Genomic DNA, 23,011 nt, shown 5'->3' on the forward strand with positions numbered 1-23,011 from the left:
CCTCTTATGCCAGACGCGGGTTAACTTTATCTGCATCGATGTTGAATTTAGTGATGGCATCTGCAACCACTTTCTTATCGATTTCACCGCGTTTAGCCAGTTCACCCAGAGCCGCAACCACGACGTAAGACGCATCCACTTCGAAGTGGTGACGCAGGTTCTCACGGCTGTCAGAACGACCGAAACCGTCAGTACCCAGTACGCGATAATCGCTAGCCGGGACGAAGCTACGGATTTGCTCAGCAAACAGCTTCATGTAGTCAGTAGATGCAACCGCTGGCGCATCGCTCAGTACCTGAGCCACGTAAGGTACGCGCGGCGTTTCGGTTGGATGCAGCATGTTCCAACGCTCACAGTCCTGGCCCTCGCGTGCCAGTTCAGTGAAGGAGGTTACGCTGAATACGTCAGAACCGATGCCGTAGTCTGTCGCCAGAATCTGAGCCGCTTCACGTACGTGACGCAGAATAGAACCTGAGCCCAGCAGCTGCACTTTACCTTTGCTACCTTCAACCGTTTCCAGCTTGTAGATACCCTTACGGATACCTTCTTCCGCACCCTGCGGCATCGCAGGCATGTGGTAGTTTTCGTTCAGCGTGGTGATGTAGTAGTAAATGTTTTCCTGCGCTTCACCGTACATGCGGTGCAGACCGTCATGCATGATGACAGCAACTTCGTAGGCAAATGCCGGATCGTAGGAAATACAGTTCGGGATAGTCAGAGACTGAATGTGGCTGTGACCATCTTCGTGCTGCAGACCTTCGCCGTTCAGCGTCGTACGACCTGAAGTACCACCGATCAGGAAGCCACGCGCCTGTTGGTCACCCGCTGCCCAGCACAGGTCGCCGATACGTTGGAAACCGAACATGGAATAGTAGATATAGAACGGGATCATCGGCAGGTTGTTGGTGCTGTAAGACGTTGCCGCCGCCAGCCAAGAAGAACCTGCGCCCAGCTCGTTGATACCTTCCTGCAGAATCTGACCTTTCTGGTCTTCTTTGTAGTAAGCAACCTGCTCACGGTCCTGCGGAGTGTACTGCTGGCCTTTCGGGCTATAGATACCGATCTGGCGGAACAGACCTTCCATACCGAAGGTGCGCGCTTCGTCAGCGATGATCGGAACCAGACGATCTTTGATGGATTGGTTCTTCAGCATCACGTTCAGGGCACGTACAAACGCGATAGTGGTAGAGATTTCTTTGTTCTGCTCTTCCAGCAGAGTGCTGAAATCTTCCAGCGTTGGCAGTTCCAGTTTTTCGCTGAAGTTAGGCTGACGAGACGGCAGATAGCCACCCAGCGCCTGACGACGCTCGTGCAGGTATTTGTACTCTTCAGACTCTTTATCGAAAGTGATGTACGGCAGTTTTTCGATGTCGGCATCAGACACTGGCACGTTGAAGCGGTCGCGGAAGTAACGCACGCCATCCATGTTAACCTTCTTAACCTGGTGCGCGATGTTCTTACCTTCAGCCGCGTCGCCCATACCATAACCTTTAATGGTATGCGCCAGAATAACGGTTGGTTTGCCTTTGGTGTCCTGCGCTTTTTTCAGTGCAGCGTAGACTTTCTTCGGATCGTGACCACCACGGTTCAGTGACCAAATTTGATCGTCAGTCCAGTCTTTAACCAGCTCTGCCGTCTCCGGGTATTTACCGAAGAAGTGCTCCCGCACATAGGCACCGTTTTTGGATTTGAAGGTCTGGTAGTCACCGTCGACGGTTTCTTCCATCAGTTGGATCAGTTTACCGCTGGTGTCTTTACGCAGCAGTTCGTCCCAACGGTCGCCCCACATGACTTTGATCACATCCCAGCCAGCGCCGCTGAAGATACCTTCCAGCTCGTTGATGATCTTGCCGTTACCTGTAACCGGACCATCCAGACGTTGCAGGTTACAGTTGATGACGAACACCAGGTTGTCCAGTTTTTCACGGGTCGCGATAGTGATCGCACCTTTGGATTCTGGTTCGTCCATTTCACCGTCGCCCAGGAAGGCATAAACGGTTTGTTTAGAGGTATCTTTCAGACCACGGTTTTCCAGATACTTCAGGAATTTAGCCTGGTAGATAGCACCGATCGGGCCCAGACCCATAGATACAGTCGGGAACTGCCAGAAGTCCGGCATCAGTTTAGGGTGCGGATAAGAAGACAGACCGTTACCGTGAACTTCCTGACGGAAGTTGTTCATCTGATCTTCAGTCAGGCGGCCTTCAAGGAAGGCACGAGCGTAAACGCCCGGAGAGATGTGGCCCTGGAAGTAGACCAGGTCGCCGCCGTCCTGCGCAGTGCGAGCACGGAAGAAGTGGTTAAAGCACACTTCATAGAAAGTGGCGGAAGACTGGAAAGAAGCCATGTGGCCGCCCAGATCCAGATCTTTTTTAGAAGCACGCAGCACTGTCATGATCGCGTTCCAGCGGATTGCTGAGCGAATACGACGTTCCAGATCCAGATTACCAGGGTATTCCGGCTCGTCTTCCACTGCGATGGTGTTGACGTATTGACGCGCCGCCAAACCAGCAGCAACACTTACGCCGCCTTTACGTGCTTCACTCAGGACCTGATCTATCAGGAACTGAGCGCGCTCAACACCCTCTTCACGGATGACCGATTCGATCGCCTGCAGCCAGTCGCGGGTTTCGATCGGATCCACGTCATTATTTAAACGATCTGACATGGTTATTCCTTATCTTCTCTAATCAGTTAGTTTATTGGAGCCTGTCTTCCTGCATTCTGACTTGGGTTTCACCCTAAGCAAAACACATGAAGACAGGCTCATCGTCGTCATTGCCGCATTCAGAGCCCCAAAGTACGGATGCTCAATCCCTGCGTTGCTGGAGCCGACGCAGCGATCTCTCGCGCCGACTATGTTCCCGGTTAAGATCCAGCAATACTTCCTCAATAAACGCCAGATGACGGTGTGATGCTTCGCGCGCCTTTTCCGGCTCACGGGCAACAATCGCCTCAAAAATGCTGGCGCGATGAATGCTAACCTGAGCCAGCACTTCACGGCTCAAATAAAGCAATTCAAAATTCTGCCTCACGTTCTGTTCGAGCATCGGCCCCATACAGCGCACCAAATGCAGCAACACCACATTATGCGTGGCTTCTGTTACAGCAACCTGATACTGCATAACGGCTTCTGATTCGGCGTCCAGATCGCCCGCTTCCCTCGCCTTCTCAATCACGGCATGACAATCCCGGATACGTTGCAGATCCGACTCTGTGCCACGCAACGCAGCATAGTAGGCAGCAATGCCTTCCAGCGCATGACGCGTTTCTAGAAGATCGAACTGTGATTCGGGATGTGTGCTCAATAATTCTGCCAGCGGATCGCTGACGCTTTGCCATAGATTGGCTTGAACGAAGGTACCACCACCCTGACGGCGCAAAAGGAGACCTTTGGCTTCCAGGCGTTGAATGGCTTCTCTCAGAGAAGGGCGGGAAACATCGAACTGTTTTGCCAGTTCGCGCTCCGGTGGGAGCTTCTCGCCGGGGCGCAAGGTTCCCTCAAGAATCAGAAACTCCAGCTGCTGTTCAATCACATCTGACAGTTTGGGCTGACGGATCTTGCTGTATGCCATAGTGAATTCTTCTCTGCGAATGGCGCGGAGTCAATTGGTAATACCAATTTCAAAAACGTGACGCTAAAGTAACAAAGTATTCACCTTCTGTCCATAAGGACCTTGAGCTAAATCACCAATCCCACCAGATTTTAACAAATGCACGAGAAACATGCGGCAAAGTGATAGCCCGCCTGTGGTATTACCATTAATCCCCTCTGTCTATATTTTAACTTTTTTGAAACGTAAAGCAGGCATTGCTGAACCGTTTAAATACGAAAATAGTGAATTTTAATTCAAAAAATAAGAATTTTTATTCTCAAAAGAAAAGCATCACCCCGACAAATCCACATTGTGGTGAGCACTCTTTTTACAGCGGGGATAAAGAGATAATAAAAGGGAGTAAACCTAAAGAGGTAACAACCCCCTCCCATCCTAAAAAACCTCTCTCGATTTTCTTGTCATCAGGCTCTTAATTAAAGAAGGATGAAAATTTTGATGTAGCGATAGTTTTTAATTATCAGACTATAAGAAATCAGTGCAATCTTGCGCACTTACCACTATTCTCTGGCAAACGGTAGCGGTTTCATTATTTAAAGAAACACCACCCGTAAAAATAAAATTACACAAACGTACAGTCACTAATACGCGTGTTCGTTCACACCGTGTTTTTTACTTGCACTGGCAGAGGGTTAAATTTGATGGATAATCAACAAACGGACGGCACGTTAAAGCGTGGTTTGAAAAACCGTCATATTCAGTTGATTGCCTTGGGTGGCGCAGTAGGTACTGGCCTCTTTCTTGGTATTGCGCAGACAATCAAAATGGCCGGGCCATCGGTCCTATTAGGCTATGCAATTGGCGGCCTGATCGCATTTCTCATTATGCGCCAACTGGGCGAAATGGTGGTTGAAGAGCCGGTAGCCGGATCGTTCAGCCACTTTGCTTATAAATACTGGGGCGATTTCGCTGGCTTTGCATCGGGATGGAACTACTGGGTGCTGTATGTGCTGGTCGCCATGGCCGAGCTCAGCGCCGTGGGGATTTACGTCCAGTACTGGTGGCCAGACATTCCGACCTGGGTATCCGCCGCCGTCTTCTTCCTGCTGATTAACGCCATCAATCTGGCGAACGTCAAAGTCTACGGTGAGATGGAATTCTGGTTTGCCATCATCAAAGTCGTCGCGATTATTGGCATGATTGTCTTCGGTGGCTGGCTGCTGCTCAGCGGTACGGGCGGGCCGGAAGCAACCGTAACCAACCTGTGGGCGCAGGGCGGGTTCTTCCCGAACGGCGTGCTCGGTCTGGTGATGGCGATGGCCGTGATCATGTTCTCATTTGGCGGACTGGAACTGGTGGGGATTACCGCAGCAGAAGCGGATGACCCAGAGAAAAGCATTCCACGCGCGACCAATCAGGTTATCTATCGCATCCTGATTTTCTACATCGGTTCACTCGCTATCCTGCTGTCACTGTACCCGTGGGGCAAGGTTGTGGAAGGCGGTAGCCCGTTCGTCATGATCTTCCATGAACTGAACAGTAACGTCGTAGCGACGGTGCTGAACATCGTGGTACTGACCGCTGCGCTGTCTGTTTACAACAGCTGCGTGTATTGCAACAGCCGCATGCTGTTCGGTCTGGCGAAACAGGGTAACGGACCGAAAGTACTGAAAACTGTCGATGCCCGTGGCGTTCCGGTTGTTGCTATCGGTATCTCCGCGCTGGCAACGGCGCTGTGCGTGCTGATCAACTACCTCATTCCCGGCAAAGCGTTCGAGCTATTGATGGCGCTGGTCGTGTCTGCGCTTGTGATTAACTGGGCGATGATCAGTCTGGCGCACCTGAAGTTCCGTGCGCAAAAGGACAAAGAAGGTACGGTGACCAAGTTTAAAGCGCTGCTTTATCCGCTGGGTAACTACATCTGTCTTCTGTTCCTGGCCGGTATACTGGTCATCATGTTCCTGACGCCGGGCATTCAGATTTCCGTCATGCTGATTCCGGTCTGGCTGGTTATTCTGGGCGTGGGCTACTTTATCAAAAAGAAAAATCAGCCGAAGTAAGCCTCAGCGCTCACCACATCCTTTTTCATGGCCGACTCTGTCGGCCATTTTCATATTTGCCGCCTCCATCACACTTTGCTCCACCCGACCCGTTTGTCCATTTTTGCAACCGATTTCATACGCTCTTTTATCCCTATCGAGGGGAATAATCGTGTTTACACGTTAAGCACAGGAGTCGTATTCATGAAGAACAACGCACTGTCCGTTAAAGAAAAAATTGGCTACGGAATGGGTGACGCAGGGTGCAACATGATTGGCGGAGCCATCATGCTATTTCTGAGCTACTTCTACACAGATATCTATGGGCTCTCGCCTGCCTTGGTCGGTACCCTGCTACTCTCAATTCGCGTCATTGATGCCGTCACGGACCCGATTATGGGTGCGATCGCCGATCGTACCCAAAGCCGCTGGGGTCGCTTTCGGCCTTATCTGCTTTGGGTCTGCGTGCCCTACGTTCTGTTCAGCGTCCTCATGTTTACCACACCAGACTGGAGCTACAACGGCAAGGTCATCTACGCCTTCGTGACCTATTTCCTGATGTCGCTGACGTACACCGCTATCAACATCCCCTACTGCTCGTTGGGCGGCGTGATCACCGCGGACCCACATGAGCGGGTGTCCTGTCAGTCATACCGTTTCATCATGGTCGGTATCGCCACGCTCATTCTATCTTCGACACTGCTGCCGATGGCCGAATGGTTCGGCGGTGAAGACAAAGCGCGCGGCTACCAAATGTCGATGGGCGTAATGGCGGTCATTGCCCTCTTCATGTTTCTGTTTTGCTTTGCCACCGTTCAGGAGCGGATTAAGCCTGCCATTCCGACCAACGATGCGCTGAAAGCAGACTTGCGAGACGTCTGGAAAAACGACCAATGGCCGCGCATTCTGCTGTTAACCCTGTGCAACGTCTGTCCTGGATTTATTCGCATGGCGGCTACGATGTATTACGTCACCTGGGTGATGGAAAAGTCTGTCTCATTCGCCAGTCTGTTTATCAGCCTCGGCGTAGTCGGCATGATGTTCGGCAGCGCATTGGCTAAACCCCTGACTGACCGTTTCTGCAAGCTGAAAGTGTTTTTCTGGGTCAACATCGCGCTGGCGATCTTCTCCAGCGCCTTCTACTTTTTCAACCCTCACCTGACCAGCTTTATTCTGGTGATGTACTTCCTGCTGAATGTCCTGCATCAAATCCCTTCCCCGCTCCACTGGTCGCTGATGGCCGATGTGGATGACTACGGCGAGTGGAAAACCGGCAAGCGAATCACCGGGATCAGCTTCTCAGGCAACCTGTTCTTCCTGAAAGTCGGGCTGGCGATTGCAGGGGCGATGGTCGGCTTCCTGCTGTCCTACTATGGTTATGATGCCAATGCCCCGCAGCAAAATGCAGAAGCCATGAACGGCATCATTATGTTGTTCACGCTTATTCCCGGCGTAGGCTATTTGATTACCGCAGGCGTGGTGCGTTTGCTGAAGGTCGATCGCCAGCTCATGCAGCAAATACAAATTGATCTGGAAAAACGCCGTAATAACTATCGGGAACTGAGCGAGAGCCGCAACAGCCAATCACCCAACGCCAAAAGAGGAGGAGAGAATGATGAACCCACATCAATGGCCTAACCCACTGATAGAACAACGGGCAGACCCTTTCATTCTTCGCCACACGGATGGACAGTATTATTTTATTGCCTCAGTACCTGAATACAATCGGCTCGAAATTCGCCGGGCCAGTTCGCTGGAGGCACTTGCTCACGCTACCCCAGTGACAATCTGGCGCAAGCATGAGCGCGGCCCTTTAAGTGCGCTGATTTGGGCACCGGAACTGCACGTGATTAATAGCAAATGGTATGTCTATTTCGCCGCTGCACCGACGGAAGACATCAAAGACGGCTTATTCCAGCACCGCATGTTTGCGCTGGAATGTGCGGACAGCGACCCGCTGAAAGGCAACTGGGTCGAAAGAGGCCGAATTTATACGCACTTCGATACCTTCTCGCTGGATGCCACCCACTTTGAACATAAAGGCAAACGCTACTATCTATGGGCGCAAAAAGATCCCGCTATTGCGGGCAACTCGAATCTGTATCTGGCGGAAATGGAAAATCCGTGGACGCTGAAAGGCACGCCAGTCATGTTGAGCAAGCCGGAGTTGCCGTGGGAAGTCATCGGTTTTAAAGTCAATGAAGGCCCAGCTGTCATTAAGCACGGCGAACGCATCTTTATCACCTATTCCGCCAGCGCCACCGATGAAAATTACTGTATCGGCTTACTGTGGGCGAATGCAGACAGCGATCTGCTGAACCCGACAAGCTGGCATAAATCGCAGCAGCCGGTCTTTACCACCAGCCGAGAAAACCGCCAGTTTGGCCCGGGCCATAATAGCTTCACTCAAACAGACACGGGCGAGGACGTTCTGGTTTACCATGCCCGCAACTACACGGAGATCGAAGGCGATCCGCTGTATGACCCCAATCGTCACACGCGGATTAAAACGTTCACCTGGGATCGTGACGGTATGCCCGTGTTCGGCGAACCGCCCGCAGACAGGCAATAAGCGAGAAACGGGTGCGCTGGGACGTACGTTAGGAAATCAAACCAGCGCACCGTATATCGTCAGGAGCGCGACCACCACCACCAGTGCTAACGTCACTTTTTTTGCTAGCGTCACCGCAGCTTTCGGTGTCTCTACAGGCTCAACGTGGGATTCACGCGCCAGAGAAAATTGGGCCAGTTGAGTTAACACCCAATACTGTGAACTGTGAGAATCCCCCAGCGAGGCGAACCAGGCAGGCAGCGCTTTTTCGCCATGCCCCAGCAGTGCATAAGCAGCACCGACCAAGCGGGCAGGAATCCAGTCAAGCCAATGCAACAAACTATCGACGCCAGACTGCGCGCGCTCCAGCGGGGTGTGGTGGCGGGCAAGCCAGGTCTGTCTGGCGCGTAAAAACGCGTACCCCATCAGCGCAATCGGCCCGTAGGGTCCAGCAACGATAAACCAGAACAGCGGCGCTAAATAAAACCGAAAATTTATCCACAGCAGCGCGTTTTGCAGCTCTTTCAATTGCTCGCTTTCGCCTGTGCCAACGGGCAGGCCGTGAATCAGCGCCAGCTCTGCCGCCATTTCCCGGCTGGCATCCGCCTCACCGCGCTGTGCGGCCTGCAAATAGCGCCGATAGTGCTGACGAATTTCACCCGCACCAATGCACATCAGGCTGATGATAATCCACAGCAAAAGAGAAATCAGGCCGAACAGAATACCGCTCGTGAGCCACAGCAGGCCCCCCACGATACCCATGCTGCACAGCGTCAGGAACAGCGTTTGAAATAAAGACGGAGACGACACGTGCCGGAACACGACCTCAAGCCGATGATCGATCTGCCAGTGCTCGCCCTGTTTGAACAAGCGCTCCCATGCCAGCGTAAGCAACAGTGTAAACAGCGTCATTAATCCAGACTCCCTTTGTTCTCTGTCCAGTTTTCTTGTAGCAGACGATGATAGCCGTCCCAGTCAAATGCCGGGCCGGGGTCAGTTTTACGTCCCGGAGCGATATCGCTGTGTCCGGTAATGCGCGACGGCGTGATGGGATAGGCCCGCATTAACAGGCCTGTAATCGCAACCAGTGAGTGATACTGCTCCGCGGTAAAAGGCAGCGTATCCGTCCCTTCCAGTTCAATGCCAATAGAGAAATCATTGCAGCGTTCCCGGCCTTCAAACACCGAAACGCCAGCATGCCAGGCGCGCTGCTCGAAAGGCACATACTGTGTGATTTGCCCATCACGACGAATCAGGCAGTGTGCCGCGACGCGTAAATGGGAAATATCGGCGAAATAAGGGTGAGCAGTGGGATCCAACGTAGCCGTAAACAGTTGATCGATATACGGGCCGCCAAATTCACCGGGCGGCAGACTAATATTGTGGATCACCAGTAGGGAAGGCACCTCATTATTCGGGCGACCATCATAATGTGGTGAAGGCGTGTGTGTAATGTCGGATAACCAGCCATTTTCCAAAAGCATCGGCGATAACCTCGCATCGTATCGTTTGCCGGCTGAATCAGGCGTAAAATCAATTTCAGGCATAAAACCATGTAGCTAAAAGTCCTTGTATCCAAGATACCATGTTTCACGCCATGCTATCTATTCAACTGGGTATCAATAGGTTTTACCGTTTTTTTTGTGATATTCCCGCCAGTTTTCCTGCCTGAAAGTAATCCCGATACCTTTTTTAGTAAGGTGAAATCCCTAACACCATTATGTGATTAAAATCACATTACAAATGTAATAGAGCAATAATAGGCAATCGTTTTCGTGCATTGCGTCTATTTTTACTTAAAATGCATGACAAAATTATCTTCTGATTTTTTTAGATATTACCAAAACTTATTTTGCGGTCTCACGTACGACGTACATGACGTCTAACACTATGGTACTTAAAATGAAAAAAACTTTCGCTGCAGGCGCCTTGCTCGCCCTGTCATGCTCAATGCCTGCTCTTGCCGACAGCAATAAAGCCGAATATCTGTCCGACTGGTGGCATCAGAGCATTAACGTCGTCGGCAGCGCCCACACCCGTTTCGGACCGCAACTGAACAGCACGACTTACCTGGAATACGAAGCATTTGCGCGTAAAGACTGGTTCGACTTCTACGGCTACGCCGATGCGCCTAAGTTTTTTGGTGGCGATCCCGACAGCCGTGGCATTTGGGACAAAGGCTCTCCGCTGTTTGTCGAGATCGAACCACGCTTCTCTATTGATAAGCTGACGGGGGCTGACCTCAGCTTTGGCCCATTTAAAGAGTGGTACATCGCCAATAACGTTATTTACGATCAGGGTCGCAACAGCGGTTCACGCCAAAGCACGTGGTACATGGGCTTAGGTACTGATATTGATACCGGCACCGATTTGTCTCTCTCACTGAACGGCTATGCCAAATACCAATGGCAGAACTACGGTGCAGCGAACGAAAACGAGTGGGATGGCTACCGTGTAAAAGTGAAATACTCTTACCCACTGGGCTCAATGCTGGGCGGCAACGTCTCGTATATCAGTTTCACCAATTTCGATTTTGGCTCAGAACTGCGTGATAAATCGAATGCAAGCCGCACCAACAACTCCATTGCCTCCAGCCATATTCTGGCGCTGGGCTACGACCATTGGCACTACTCTTTCGTCGCACGTTATTTCCACAACGGCGGCCAATGGGCTGATGGCGCAGAACTCAATTTCGGCAAAGGTCCGTTTGAAGTGAAATCTACCGGTTGGGGCTACTACCTGGTCGTTGGTTACAACTTCTAAAATCACATCCCTTTCCGGCGATCGCAGATCGCTCGCCGGAAAGTTAATAACAGTAACAGATTGAATTGTAATAACTATTCATTCTGGATGTCCTGATATAAACAAGGTAGCATAGACCTCCGAATCCCCCTTCGGAGTTTTGTCATGTCAACGCGTCGCTACAGTCAGGAACAACGCCAAAAAGCCTTGCTCGCTCGTATTGCACAAGATATCCCCGCCAGCGTGCAACTGGCCTTGCGTGAAGATTTAGGTGGCATCGTCGATGCTAACCAAGATATTACCGCCCTTCTGTTACCCGACAATGAGACCGTCAGCGCACGCATCATCACGCGTGAAGCGGGTATATTCTGCGGCACGCGCTGGCTTGAGGAAGTCTTTTCTCAATTAGGCAACACGACAACGATCGTCTGGCACGTTGCCGATGGCGACGCTATCACTCCCAACCAAACGCTGTGTGACATCACAGGCCCGGCCAAACAGCTCCTGACAGGCGAACGCACTGCGCTGAATTTCCTGCAAACGCTGTCCGGCGTCGCAACCGAAGTCAGCCGCTATGTTGCCGTATTGCAGGGAACGCGCACTCGACTGCTGGATACGCGCAAGACGCTGCCGGGGCTGAGAACCGCGCTGAAATACGCCGTATCATGCGGTGGCGGAGACAACCACCGACTCGGTTTATCCGACGCCTTCCTGATTAAGGAAAACCACATCATCGCCGCAGGCTCAATCAAAAATGCGGTAGAAAAAGCGCAGTCTTTACGCAGCGATGTTCCGGTAGAAGTTGAAGTCGAATCGCTGGATGAGTTACAGCAAGCGCTGGAAGCGGGCGCAGATATCATCATGCTGGATAATTTCAGTCTGGATAACATCCGGCAAGCGGTTGGCATGACACAAGGTCGCGCGTTGCTGGAAATATCCGGCAATGTCACCCTCGACACGCTGCGTGGCTATGCGGAAACTGGCGTGGACTATATCTCAGTGGGAGCGTTAACCAAGCACGTACAGGCACTGGATTTATCCATGCGCTTCGTCTAACCGTTCCTCTATTTCTACCAGCGAGATGCTATTTCGCATCTCGTTCACCTCTCATCCTCTCGCACACCATCGTAACGCCATAGGCTGCCAATCCCACACGAACGTCCTGCCCCGACAGCGTGAAAATTGCGTCTCTGCTCGCAAAAAGTTTTCAATCCTCTGCAAATATCTAAAAACATGTCGTGGCGCTTTCCTGTTTCACGTTTCCCTGCTCGTCAGCCTTCACGCTCTTTTTTATGCTGCCAGCCATTCATATGGATTTATGTAACGCAACATTTATGCGCCACAAAATTTATATGCAACAACAGGGAAATCAACATGACAAAACAACAAGGATTTACGCTGATTGAGCTGATGATCGTCATTGCGATCGTCGCCATCCTCAGCGCTATTGGCGTACCGGCTTATCAAGGCTATCTGCAAAAAGCAGCGCTGACGGACATGCTACAAACGATGGTGTCTTATAAAACGCCAGTCGACCTCTGTGGTCTGGAAAATGCCGCTTTTACGGCCTGCAATGCAGGTAGTCAGGGAATACCGAGCAGCAAATCTTCACGCTATGTCAGCGCCGTCAGCGTCGCTCAAGGAGTGATTACGCTGACTGGCCAATCCACTCTGCAAGGGCTGCGCGTTATTCTGACACCAACGTGGGATACCGAAATCGGCGCTTCACGCTGGACGAAGAACTGTGCCACGGATGACAACGCAGAGAGCCTGCAATCTGCCTGTCAGGACGTTTTCCGTTTTGATAATACGGCAGGCTAATCATGACAGACTCCTCCTTCTCCTCCGAGCATACGCTCAGCGAGTTACAGACGCTGTGCCGACGTTATCAGGCCTTGTTGCTCAGCCTTGATGAACAAACGCTGTCGGTCGCCGTCACAGCTTCCCCTTCTGCGGAAATGATTGCCGCGCTGCGTTTCGCCAGCAATCGCCGAATTATGGTGGAACAATGGCCACAGGCCAGAATGGAACAACAGCTTAACCCGGTGAACGCCGTTGCTGAGCCCGCAGAAACCTACCATGCCAGCACTTATCACAATTCCAGTACTCATAACAACAGCACTGGGCAACAGGAGCATGACGATGACTCCCCCGTTGCACAATTTATCCATCAAACGCTGCGCCTCGCCGTTCAGCGGCGCGCCTCTGATATCCACTTTGAGCCGTTACTGGGCAGCTATCGCGTACGTCTACGCATCGACGGTGTGCTACAGGCCATATCCGCACCACCGTCCGAACTGACAAACCGTATTACCGCGCGGCTGAAAATCATGGGCAAGCTGAACATCGCCGAGCGGCGGTTGCCGCAGGACGGCCAATTCAGCCTGACGCTGGATCAACAAGCCTATTCATTGCGCATTGCAACCCTCCCCGTGCAACAGGGAGAAAAAGTCGTACTGCGTATCTTGCAAACGCATCAGCAGGAGCTGGCACTGGATAAACTTGGGCTCACAGCAAAGGCATTACAGCAGGTGATTAGCGTGCTGAGCGCCTCACAGGGGATGCTGTTAGTCACGGGTCCGACGGGCAGTGGAAAAACCGTCACGCTTTACAGCGCGATACGCTGGCTAAACGAGTGCAGCCGCAATATCTGTAGCGTAGAAGATCCGGTCGAAATCCCCCTGGGGGGAATCAACCAAACGGCAATCAACCCTAAAGCTGAACTGGGCTTTGGCCGAGTTTTACGTGCGCTGCTGCGACAGGATCCAGACGTCATTATGATCGGTGAAATACGCGATGCCGAAACCGCAGAAATTGCGGTAAAAGCTGCACAAACCGGCCACCTAGTCATGTCCACGTTACATACCAATTCTGCCGTAGACACGTTAACTCGACTCAGTCATCTCGGCATCCCCGGTTACCTGTTAGCTGCGGCGCTAAAACTCATCATTGCCCAACGCCTTGTACGCCGACTATGCCCGCACTGTAAAACCCCAGGAGAACCACTACTTTCACTGCCACACGACGTATGGCAAGGGCCACTGCAACATTGGCAAGCCTGCGGCTGTAGCCACTGTTTTTCTGGCTACTATGGCCGCGTCGCGCTCTATGAATTGTTGCCTATTACGCCAGATTTTCAGGCCGCGCTCGCAGGCAACGCCAGCACAGGTGAATTATCTGCACTATCTCGCCATTCAGGTTTTCCAACGTTGCTGATCGCAGGGCTTGAATTAGTCAACGACGGCCTAACCTCACTTGCTGAAGTCTACCGTGTGGTGGGCGATGAGCACGCAATAAATCAGGAGACGCAATGAGGCTACAGCGCTTATATCACTGGCAGGCCATCACGTCTGAAGGCGAATTTATCGATGGAGAACTCATTAGCACGCATCGCCAGCACGCCTATGCCAGCCTGATTGCACAGGGCTACCAGCCGCTTCTTGTAAAAACCGGACATTATCTCTCGCTACGCGACTGGAAACGTGAACAGCTAGGCGAGTTAATCAAACAGCTTGCTGCCCTGTTACAAGCCGGATTACCGCTGCTGGAAGCATTAAAACTGGTGTCGGAACAGCACGAGCGCCCCGGCTGGCGTTGCGTATTACGAGATGTTCGTACCCATGTTGCTCAGGGAAGCTCACTGTCTGAGGCATTACACGAATATCCTCATATCTTTCCCGTTCTGTATCAATCCCTCATTGCCGTCGGTGAATTGACCGGGAAGCTAGACGCATGCTGCCTACAGCTCGCTCAGCAGCAAGAAAAACAGTCCAGACTGCAACAGAAAGTCATCAAAGCGCTACGCTACCCCTGCTTTGTTTTGGCAATTGCCATAGTGGTCAGCATGATGATGTTGACGCTGGTTCTGCCCGAGTTTGCGTCGCTCTATTCCTCGTTCGATACGCCGTTGCCGTGGTTTACCCGTCAGTTGCTCCATCTGGCAGAGATAGTCACTGACTATGGATTCATTGGGTTACTGGTGCTCAGTGGCCTGATCGTGGGATACGCCCGCTTGAGGCAGAAACGGCCATTATGGAAAACCCGAGAGCAAGAATGGCTGTTGAAGCTTCCTATCGTATCCAACCTGCTACGCGGTAAATCGCTAAACCAGATATTCCATATTCTCGCCATGACGCAACATGCTGGCTTGACGCTCCCGGAAGGACTGGATGCTGCCGCGACGATCCGTCATCCGCTTTATCAGGCCGCAATTCAACAGATACAAGCGCAACTGCATCAGGGTACATCGCTATACCATGCCACACAGCATCACGCCATGCTGTTCCCTGCACCCTGTCCGCAGCTGATTCGCGTGGGGGAAGAAACCGGTGCGTTGGATGCGATCTTTACACAACTGGCAGAATGGCATGAGGGTCGAGTACAGCAGCAGGCAGATATGCTGACACAAACGCTGGAACCGTTGCTGATGATGGTCGTCGGAGGAATGGTCGGGGCACTGGTGATTGGCATGTATTTGCCTATCTTCCAGTTGGGGAATGTATTGGCCGGAGCCTGAACCGACCAATACAGCACGACAACGTTTACACGTTAGGCCGCACGTCCATCGCTAACAGCAAAAAGACGGCGCATAACAGCAGCAACTATCCGTTGAAAATACGGTTTTCCTGCTCAGCCACGCGGATAAACGTTGTACGCTTCGTCAGCTCTTTCAAACGGGATGCACCAACATAGGTGCAGGCCGACCGCAGGCCGCCAAGAATATCGCGTACAGTATTGTCTACCGGACCACGCAGAGGCAATTTCACGGTTTTTCCTTCTGCGGCACGGTACTCTGCCACTCCACCGACGTGACGTTCCATCGCAGATGCGGAACTCATGCCGTAGAACAGCATCATCTTCTCACCGTTTTCTTCCACGATGGTGCCTTCACATTCATCATGCCCTGCCAACATACCGCCCAGCATGACGAAATCGGCTCCGCCGCCAAATGCTTTCGCGACATCGCCCGGCATGGCGCATCCGCCGTCGCTCACGATTTGCCCACCGAGACCATGTGCTGCATCGGCGCATTCGATCACGGCAGAAAGCTGAGGATAACCTACCCCCGTTTTAACGCGCGTCGTGCAGACAGAACCTGGGCCAATGCCAACTTTCACGATATCCGCGCCGGAGAGGATAAGCTCTTCCACCATTTCACCGGTGACGACGTTTCCAGCACAGATAACGTTGTCCGGGCAAGCCTCGCGTGCTTTTTGCAGGAACGTGACAAAGTGCTCGGAATAGCCATTAGCTACGTCGATGCAAATGAATTTCAGCTCAGTCGACAGCGCTAAGATTTGCTTTAACTTGATGAAATCAGCCTCAGATGTCCCGGTCGAGACCATCACATGGCGCAATATTGATGCTGGTGTGCGTTGCACAAACTGAGACCATTGCTCGACAGAATAGTGTTTGTGGACAGCCGTCAGAACATCAAAAGAGGCCAGCACCTCCGCCATACTAAACGTACCCACGGTATCCATATTGGCTGCGATAATCGGTACGCCGGACCAGTTGCCGCCAGCATGGAGGAAGGTGAATTGACGTTCCAGTTCAACGTCGGAGCGGCTTTTCAGCGTCGAACGCTTTGGCCGGATGAGAACGTCTTTAAAGCCTAACTTTAAATCTTCTTCAATACGCATGAGGTTCGAGTTCCTGGTTAGTGACGGCGGAATGCTCAGTATTGTTACTAAGCGATACCCTAAATAATTCGAGTTGCAGGCAGGCGGCGACCGCACGAATTTCCAGGAGCTTACTCAAGTAAGTGACTGGAGTGAGTAAGGGAAGCCAACGCACATGCAGCTTGAAGTATGACGGGTATAATCATTTCTGAAAAAATAATAGCCCTTTACCAGTGACGTTATCATACGCAGGAATAATCCTGCGGCAAGACTGCGATTTTCACTTTATTTGGGATAAAATCAGAGAAATTTACCTATCACCCAGCAAAGTGATAACGTGAAGCACACTGCGGTTGATGCCTGATTGACTTCAAAGGGGCAGGAAGGTATCCCTCGCCTTTGAAAATAGTAGAAATGTTAACTTTTCAACACGGGTGCAATGACATACATCGTAGCCTTAACGGGCGGTATCGGCAGCGGAAAAAGCACCGTAGCCGATGAATTTGCCACATTAGGGGCCACTATCGTTGATGCGGATATCATCGCGCGTCAGGTAGTCGAGCCTGGGAAACCCGCACTGGATGCCATCAGGCTCCGGTTTGGCGACGCTATGCTCAATACCGATAGTTCATTGGATCGTGCCGCACTACGCCAACGGATTTTTTCCTCACCTGAGGAGAAACTGTGGCTGAATAATTTACTCCACCCGTTGATCCATCAGGAAACACAGGCCCAGTTTCAGGCTGCATCCGCACCGTACATTCTGTGGGTCGTCCCTTTACTGGTGGAGAACGGTTTACAACAGCGAGCACAGCGTATTCTGGTCGTTGATGTAGACAAAGAAACACAGCTTGCACGCACGCTAGCTCGCGATGGCATCAGTCGGCAGCAAGCAGAAAACATACTGGCAGCACAGGCTACCCGAGAACAACGCCTGGCTTATGCCGATGATATTATTGATAACAGTCGCTGCCCAAACGAGCTGGCTCCACAGGTTGCGGAATTACACCGCCAGTACCTAGAGCTCGCCGCCTCCGCAGCCGACAGGATGACTAAGAATGAGTGACGCCCCCTCAACGATTTTATTCGAATACCCGCTGAACGAAAAAACACGTACCTGGTTGCGTATCGAGTCATTATTGCAGCAGTTGCATCAAAATCACTCCCTGACCGATATGGGAGGCGCTCTGACATTTTTTCGTGCCATAGCCGAGCTGCTCGATGTATTGGAACGTGGAGATGTACGCACCGAGCTGCTGAAAGAACTGGAGCGGCAACAGCAAAAACTGCTGCAATGGAGTGATGTACCGGGCGTTGACATGGAGCGCATCCATACGCTGAGACGCCAGTTGAAAGATCTGGCCAGTACGCTGATGGCCGCACCACGAATGGGGCAGTTCTTACGTGAAGATCGCCTGATTGGCATGGTACGCCAGCGGCTCGGTATCCCTGGCGGATGCTGTAGTTTTGATCTGCCCACTCTGCATAGCTGGCTGCACCAGCCTCAGGAACTGCGCGAGAAATTGGTTTCCGGCTGGCTTAACTCCCTGTCGCCGCTCAAACAAGCGCTGGATATGATACTGGACCTGATCCGCCACTCCGGCACGTTCCGCCCACAGACCAGCCTGAACGGCTTCTTCCAGGACAATGCCTCCGATGCTGACCTGCTACGTTTGCGCCTTGAACAGGTACATCAGCTCTATCCGCAGATCTCCGGCCATAAGACACGCTATGCCATCCGTTTTCTGCCATTAGATAGCGAAAACGGCCACATTCCTCCGCGTTTAACATTTGAACTGGCCTGCTGCTAGACTCAGCCCTGACAAACCAGAATGTGTTAAGTCACAAATAGAGTGAAAAAGAATCTTATGACAACAGAAGTTACGACAGTGAAATGCCCAACCTGCAAGCAGGCGGTCATCTGGGAAGCAGCCAGCATCTATCGCCCATTTTGCAGCAAACGCTGTCAGCTCATCGATTTGGGTGAATGGGCTGATGAAGAAAAGCGCATTCCAAGTGATGATATGGTTTCTGATAGTGAAGAATGGAGCGAAACGCGCTAACGGCCACGTTTCGCTACTATAGTTTTCTGGCAGGGGCTTTCAGACAGGAAAAAGTAAAGCTAGATTAAAGCGATTTCAGCCAGCGGATCATCTCCGCATTCGCTGGCGGAAATTCTTCCTCACGTAATTCGTCTACGTTAACCCAGCGAGATTCCTGACCTTCCCGGCCATAGGGTTCCCCCTGCCACGTTTCAACCAGAAAGAAATGAAGCGTGATGATTCTCTCCGGCGTAGAAAACGTTTTGTCGTTTAGCGCCTGTGGTGCGCTAGCTTCGATGCCCGTTTCTTCATGCAGTTCACGAATCAGCGCCTGCTCCGGCGTTTCGCCCTCTTCAACTTTACCGCCGGGAAATTCCCACATCCCTGCCATATGCACGCCATCAGGGCGGCGAGCAATGAAATATTGCTGCTCCGCATTGCGGATGATACCTACCGCGACGGATAACGGTTTTTGCGTCATGACACTTCCTATCAGGTTCTTATCAAGTAAAAGGCGGTCAATGACCGCCCTTGTACTTATCACATTTTAATCACTGGATTCAGCAGTCAATTATTTCTGTAAACGACCGTGACACTGCTTATATTTCTTGCCTGAACCACATGGGCAAGGATCGTTACGCCCAATTTTACGGTCTGCCTGCGCCGGTGAATCCGTATTCAGGCTATCTTCTTCCTGATGGCTAAACTGTTGCTGCTGCGCCAAACGCTCAGCTTCTTCACGGCGTTGCTGCTCCAGCGCTTCGATTTCTTCCGGCATTCTCACCTGGACTTTGCTCAGCGTGCTAATCACTTCATATTTCAGTGACTCCAGCATCGCGGCAAACATAGAGAACGACTCACGCTTATATTCTTGTTTCGGATCTTTCTGTGCATAGCCACGCAGATGGATGCCCTGACGCAGGTAATCCATTGCCGCCAGATGCTCTTTCCACAAGGAATCCAGCGTCTGCAGCATCACGCCTTTCTCGAAGTTGCGCATGACTTCCGTGCCAACCACTTCTTCTTTGCGATGATAAACCTCAAGCGCGTGCTGGAAAATACGTTCACGCAGCGTTTCTTCGTGCAGCTCAGGCTCTTTATCCAGCCACGCCTTGATCGGCATATCCAGATCGAAGTCGTTCTTCAGGCGCTGTTCCAGACCTTCCGTATCCCACATTTCTTCCAGAGATTCCGGTGGAATATAGCTGTCGATAGTCGCTTTAAACACATCCTCACGAATACTGGTGATGGTTTCACTGATATCGGACACATCCAGCAGTTCGTTACGCTGTGTGTAGATCGCACGACGTTGGTCGTTCGCCACATCATCGTATTCCAGCAGCTGTTTACGAATATCAAAGTTACGGCTTTCCACTTTACGCTGTGCGTTAGCAATCGCCTTGGTGACCCACGGGTGCTCAATCGCTTCGCCTGGTTTCATACCCAGTTTACGCATCATGTTGGAAACGCGATCGGAGGCAAAAATACGCATCAGCGCATCTTCCATCGACAGATAGAAACGTGATGAACCCGCATCCCCCTGACGGCCGGAACGACCACGCAGCTGGTTATCGATACGGCGAGATTCATGACGTTCTGTACCGATAATGTGCAAACCACCCGCAGCCAACACCGCATCATGGCGCACTTTCCAGGCCGCTTTGATTTCTGCAATTTGTGCGTCATCTGGGTTTTCCAGATGTGCGACTTCTGCCTGCCAGCTACCACCCAATACGATGTCCGTACCACGACCGGCCATGTTGGTCGCGATGGTGACCGCACCAGACTGACCCGCCTGAGCAACGATGTCCGCTTCCATGGCGTGAAATTTCGCATTCAACACATTGTGTTTGATGCCCGCTTTTTCCAGCGCCTGAGAAACCACTTCGGATTTCTCGATGGAAATCGTACCGACCAGAATAGGCTGACCTTTTACGGAGCGGTCTTTGATATCTTCAATGATGGCATCGATTTTTTCCTGCTCGGTCATGTAGACCAGGTCAGGCAAGTCTTTACGAACCATCGGACGGTTGGTCGGCACCACAATCGTATCCAGCTTATAGATAGAGCTGAACTCGAATGCCTCGGTATCTGCCGTACCGGTCATCCCTGCCAGTTTTTCATACAGGCGGAAGTAATTCTGGAAGGTAATGGAAGCCAGCGTCTGGTTTTCATTCTGAATGGCCACCTTCTCTTTCGCTTCCACAGCCTGATGCAGGCCATCGGACCAGCGACGCCCCTGCATGGTACGGCCAGTATGTTCGTCGACGATGATCACTTCACCGTCTTTCACAATGTAATCGACATCGCGGGTAAACAATACGTGCGCACGCAGCGCGGCGGTCACATGGTGCATCAGCATAATATTGGTCGGAGAGTACAGCGACTCACCCTCTTCCATAATGCCTTCTTTCACCAGCAATTCTTCTACCAGAACCAGACCACGTTCGGTGAGGTTAACCTGACGCGCTTTCTCATCAACAGAGAAATGGCCTTCGCCGAGGAAGGTATCCGAATCGTCTTTCTCCTGACGGATCAGGTGGGGGATGATTTTATTGACGCTGATATAAAGCTCAGAGCTGTCTTCAGCCGGGCCGGAAATGATCAGCGGCGTACGCGCTTCATCGATCAGGATGGAGTCAACCTCATCCACCAGCGCGTAGTACAATTTACGCTGTACGCGTTCTTCTGGGCTGAACGCCATATTGTCACGCAGGTAGTCAAAACCGTATTCGTTATTGGTACCGTAGGTGATGTCTGCCGCATAGGCTTCACGCTTCGCCGGAGCAGGCATTCCCGGCAGGTTGATACCAACGCTCAGGCCAAGGAACTCAAACAACGGACGGTTATTTTCGGCGTCACGCTGTGCCAGATAATCGTTCACGGTAACCACGTGTACGCCACGACCAGTCAGCGCATTCAGGTACGCAGGCAGCGTTGCCGTCAGCGTTTTACCTTCACCGGTACGCATCTCTGCAATGCAGCGTTCGTTCAATACCATACCGCCGAGAAGCTGCACGTCGAAGTGGCGCATGCCAAATACACGTTTACTGGATTCACGCACCACGGCGAAGGCTTCCGGCAGCAGGCTTTCAAGCGTCGCGCCTTTTTCCAGACGAACACGGAACTCCAGCGTTTTCGCTTGCAGTTCCTCATCTGAAAGTTTTTCCATTTCTGGCTCTAAACGACTGATGACATCAACATTTTTACGCATACGACGCAGCGTACGATCGTTACGGCTACCAAAAATTTTGGTTAGGATATTCATGACCATAATAATTTTAATCTCACAAGTGCCACGTATCCAGTGGCAACACAACATCGAAAAACCGAGAAACTCAGCAAAAAAAGAGAGAAATTTCTTCAGCTAATTATCCACTACACTTTCAGCTGAGAAGAGAAGGTCCTGCACGGATGCCGCGAATTTGGGCAAGCCAGATGCCGATTTGATGGTGTGCCTGAGGATAAAAAGTGACGCGCCCAGCATGGGGGGAGATCACAAAGGGATACTGGGAATCCTGCGTCAGCAACGCATTTAGCGTATCCAGCAAAACCAGAGAATGAGGTTGAAGATCGTCAACCTGCTGGGCACTGGCCGTCTGTGGCGTCGTCAACGCAAAAGAAAGATGACGGATTACCGTGCGAATCGCATGCTGATGCCAGTAGTCAACACTGTAGGACGAACGCCGATGCGCTTCTTTCAGGGCGACCAGATCGGTAAGGTTCAGCGATACGTTATTCTGGCGACTAACACTGGAGCTTGAATTAGGGAGTGAGGCGATATCCTGTGAGTCGTTAAGGCTTGTCGGCAGGCCAAGACTCGCCGCGACCATCCCTAATAAGAGATGCGGCCAGAAATAACGTCTGCCAAATTGTCGCCAACGATTTAGAATACCAATCACGAGTAACATCCACCGGAGCCAAGCCTATGCGTGATAGCCGCCCACAATCACTGGAATTTCTGTTTGATAGCGCATCCATGTCGGGTAAAGGCCCGCTACAAGATGTGCAACAACGCGCTATCGCCTTATTAAAACTCAACCGCGCCGTACGCGGATTACTGCCTGCACCGTTGCACCCATGGTGCCGCGTCGCTAATTACCGGCAAGGTTTACTAATACTGGAAACCGCCAACGCCAGTTGGTTGATGCGGTTACGTTACGAACAACCTGCGTTGCTCTCTGCATTACGCGCACAAATACTACCATCATTGGCTTCAATCGACATCAGGATTAATCCAACGCTTGCCGCAAAAGGGCATGAAATCGTGAAAAATAGTGACATTGCAGCAACGGAAAATACCGACGACAAACCGTTGCGTCAGTTGAGTGAACAAAGTGCGGAGACATTGAGGACGTTAGCAGGCAACAGCCCGGAAAAACTCAGAAAGATATTAGAACGACTGGCTTCGCTGGCCGGAGAGAGTACCAGTAAAACCAGTCGTAATAAGAAATGATTACTT

20 protein-coding genes are annotated in these 23,011 nt (G+C 51.7%); 12 read left to right on the top strand and 8 right to left on the bottom strand.

Annotated features, from left to right (window positions below):
• Nucleotides 1-4 precede the first annotated feature (4 nt).
• Nucleotides 5-2,668 carry a pyruvate dehydrogenase (acetyl-transferring), homodimeric type gene (aceE, locus tag EIP93_RS18835; RefSeq protein ID WP_103861855.1) on the bottom strand — a complete coding sequence of 888 codons (2,664 nt, stop codon included), beginning with the start codon at nucleotides 2,666-2,668 and terminating at the stop codon, nucleotides 5-7.
• 142 nt (nucleotides 2,669-2,810) lie between these two features.
• Nucleotides 2,811-3,575, bottom strand: a complete 765-nt coding sequence (gene pdhR / locus EIP93_RS18840; protein ID WP_010306328.1) for a pyruvate dehydrogenase complex transcriptional repressor PdhR — start codon at nucleotides 3,573-3,575, stop codon at nucleotides 2,811-2,813.
• 680 nt (nucleotides 3,576-4,255) lie between these two features.
• Between pdhR and EIP93_RS18845 the strand changes: the two genes are divergently transcribed.
• From EIP93_RS18845 to EIP93_RS18855, 3 genes are all read left to right on the top strand, one after another.
• A complete protein-coding gene (locus EIP93_RS18845; protein ID WP_103183136.1) occupies nucleotides 4,256-5,614 on the top strand; it encodes an amino acid permease in 1,359 nt (452 codons plus the stop codon).
• A gap of 183 nt (nucleotides 5,615-5,797) precedes the next feature.
• The gene (locus EIP93_RS18850) at nucleotides 5,798-7,231 is read left to right on the top strand and encodes a glycoside-pentoside-hexuronide (GPH):cation symporter (RefSeq protein ID WP_107333455.1); all 1,434 of its coding nucleotides are present in this window, start codon (nucleotides 5,798-5,800) and stop codon (nucleotides 7,229-7,231) included.
• Entirely contained in the window at nucleotides 7,209-8,165 is a 957-nt protein-coding gene (locus EIP93_RS18855) for a glycoside hydrolase family 43 protein (RefSeq protein WP_164498032.1), read from the top strand. The genes EIP93_RS18850 and EIP93_RS18855 overlap by 23 nt, the downstream gene beginning before the upstream one ends.
• A 36-nt stretch (nucleotides 8,166-8,201) precedes the next feature.
• Here the strand turns inward: EIP93_RS18855 and ampE are convergent, their stop codons facing one another.
• Together ampE and ampD are read right to left on the bottom strand one after the other, a co-directional pair.
• Nucleotides 8,202-9,056, bottom strand: a complete 855-nt coding sequence (gene ampE / locus EIP93_RS18860) for a beta-lactamase regulator AmpE (RefSeq protein WP_125233122.1) — start codon at nucleotides 9,054-9,056, stop codon at nucleotides 8,202-8,204.
• Complete coding sequence (gene ampD / locus EIP93_RS18865; RefSeq protein WP_103861984.1) at nucleotides 9,056-9,628, bottom strand: 1,6-anhydro-N-acetylmuramyl-L-alanine amidase AmpD; 573 nt, start codon at nucleotides 9,626-9,628, stop codon at nucleotides 9,056-9,058. Before ampD ends, ampE begins: the two co-directional genes overlap by 1 nt.
• Before the next feature lie 418 nt (nucleotides 9,629-10,046).
• Here ampD and EIP93_RS18870 point away from each other — a divergent pair, with 418 nt between their 5' ends.
• From EIP93_RS18870 to hofC, 5 genes are all read left to right on the top strand, one after another.
• Nucleotides 10,047-10,907, top strand: a complete 861-nt coding sequence (locus EIP93_RS18870) for a nucleoside-specific channel-forming protein Tsx (RefSeq protein WP_103861860.1) — start codon at nucleotides 10,047-10,049, stop codon at nucleotides 10,905-10,907.
• A 144-nt stretch (nucleotides 10,908-11,051) separates the two neighbouring features.
• A complete protein-coding gene (gene nadC, locus EIP93_RS18875; protein WP_109225401.1) occupies nucleotides 11,052-11,942 on the top strand; it encodes a carboxylating nicotinate-nucleotide diphosphorylase in 891 nt (296 codons plus the stop codon).
• Between the two features lie 318 nt (nucleotides 11,943-12,260).
• Nucleotides 12,261-12,707, top strand: coding sequence for a prepilin peptidase-dependent pilin (gene ppdD / locus EIP93_RS18880; RefSeq protein WP_103971064.1), 447 nt, complete (start codon nucleotides 12,261-12,263; stop codon nucleotides 12,705-12,707).
• 2 nt (nucleotides 12,708-12,709) lie between these two features.
• A complete protein-coding gene (gene gspE / locus EIP93_RS18885; protein WP_125233123.1) occupies nucleotides 12,710-14,200 on the top strand; it encodes a type II secretion system protein GspE in 1,491 nt (496 codons plus the stop codon).
• A complete protein-coding gene (hofC, locus tag EIP93_RS18890; RefSeq protein ID WP_103861864.1) occupies nucleotides 14,197-15,402 on the top strand; it encodes a protein transport protein HofC in 1,206 nt (401 codons plus the stop codon). Before gspE ends, hofC begins: the two co-directional genes overlap by 4 nt.
• Nucleotides 15,403-15,487: 85 nt before the next feature.
• Here hofC and EIP93_RS18895 read toward each other — a convergent pair whose 3' ends face one another.
• Nucleotides 15,488-16,528, bottom strand: a complete 1,041-nt coding sequence (locus tag EIP93_RS18895; protein WP_116586494.1) for a GMP reductase — start codon at nucleotides 16,526-16,528, stop codon at nucleotides 15,488-15,490.
• Between the two features lie 418 nt (nucleotides 16,529-16,946).
• Between EIP93_RS18895 and coaE the strand changes: the two genes are divergently transcribed.
• From coaE to yacG, 3 genes are read left to right on the top strand one after another with little or no spacing between them, the layout of a single operon-like run.
• Nucleotides 16,947-17,573: a dephospho-CoA kinase gene (coaE, locus tag EIP93_RS18900; RefSeq protein WP_103971068.1), complete on the top strand. Its 627-nt coding sequence runs from the start codon at nucleotides 16,947-16,949 to the stop codon at nucleotides 17,571-17,573.
• A complete protein-coding gene (gene zapD / locus EIP93_RS18905; protein WP_103971069.1) occupies nucleotides 17,566-18,318 on the top strand; it encodes a cell division protein ZapD in 753 nt (250 codons plus the stop codon). Before coaE ends, zapD begins: the two co-directional genes overlap by 8 nt.
• A gap of 57 nt (nucleotides 18,319-18,375) precedes the next feature.
• A complete protein-coding gene (gene yacG, locus EIP93_RS18910) occupies nucleotides 18,376-18,570 on the top strand; it encodes a DNA gyrase inhibitor YacG (protein ID WP_010297975.1) in 195 nt (64 codons plus the stop codon).
• Between the two features lie 64 nt (nucleotides 18,571-18,634).
• Here yacG and mutT read toward each other — a convergent pair whose 3' ends face one another.
• The 3 genes from mutT to secM all read right to left on the bottom strand — a co-directional run bounded on the left by mutT (nucleotide 18,635) and on the right by secM (nucleotide 22,451).
• The gene (gene mutT, locus EIP93_RS18915) at nucleotides 18,635-19,030 is read right to left on the bottom strand and encodes an 8-oxo-dGTP diphosphatase MutT (RefSeq protein WP_125233124.1); all 396 of its coding nucleotides are present in this window, start codon (nucleotides 19,028-19,030) and stop codon (nucleotides 18,635-18,637) included.
• A 90-nt stretch (nucleotides 19,031-19,120) separates the two neighbouring features.
• A complete protein-coding gene (gene secA / locus EIP93_RS18920; RefSeq protein ID WP_103971070.1) occupies nucleotides 19,121-21,823 on the bottom strand; it encodes a preprotein translocase subunit SecA in 2,703 nt (900 codons plus the stop codon).
• 112 nt (nucleotides 21,824-21,935) lie between these two features.
• Nucleotides 21,936-22,451, bottom strand: coding sequence for a secA translation cis-regulator SecM (gene secM, locus EIP93_RS18925; protein ID WP_170310035.1), 516 nt, complete (start codon nucleotides 22,449-22,451; stop codon nucleotides 21,936-21,938).
• 26 nt (nucleotides 22,452-22,477) lie between these two features.
• Between secM and EIP93_RS18930 the strand changes: the two genes are divergently transcribed.
• Complete coding sequence (locus tag EIP93_RS18930; RefSeq protein ID WP_103861870.1) at nucleotides 22,478-23,005, top strand: DUF721 domain-containing protein; 528 nt, start codon at nucleotides 22,478-22,480, stop codon at nucleotides 23,003-23,005.
• Nucleotides 23,006-23,011: the final 6 nt, after the last annotated feature.

Source organism: Pectobacterium versatile, from assembly GCF_003932035.1.
Classification (GTDB): Bacteria; Pseudomonadota; Gammaproteobacteria; order Enterobacterales; family Enterobacteriaceae; genus Pectobacterium; species Pectobacterium versatile.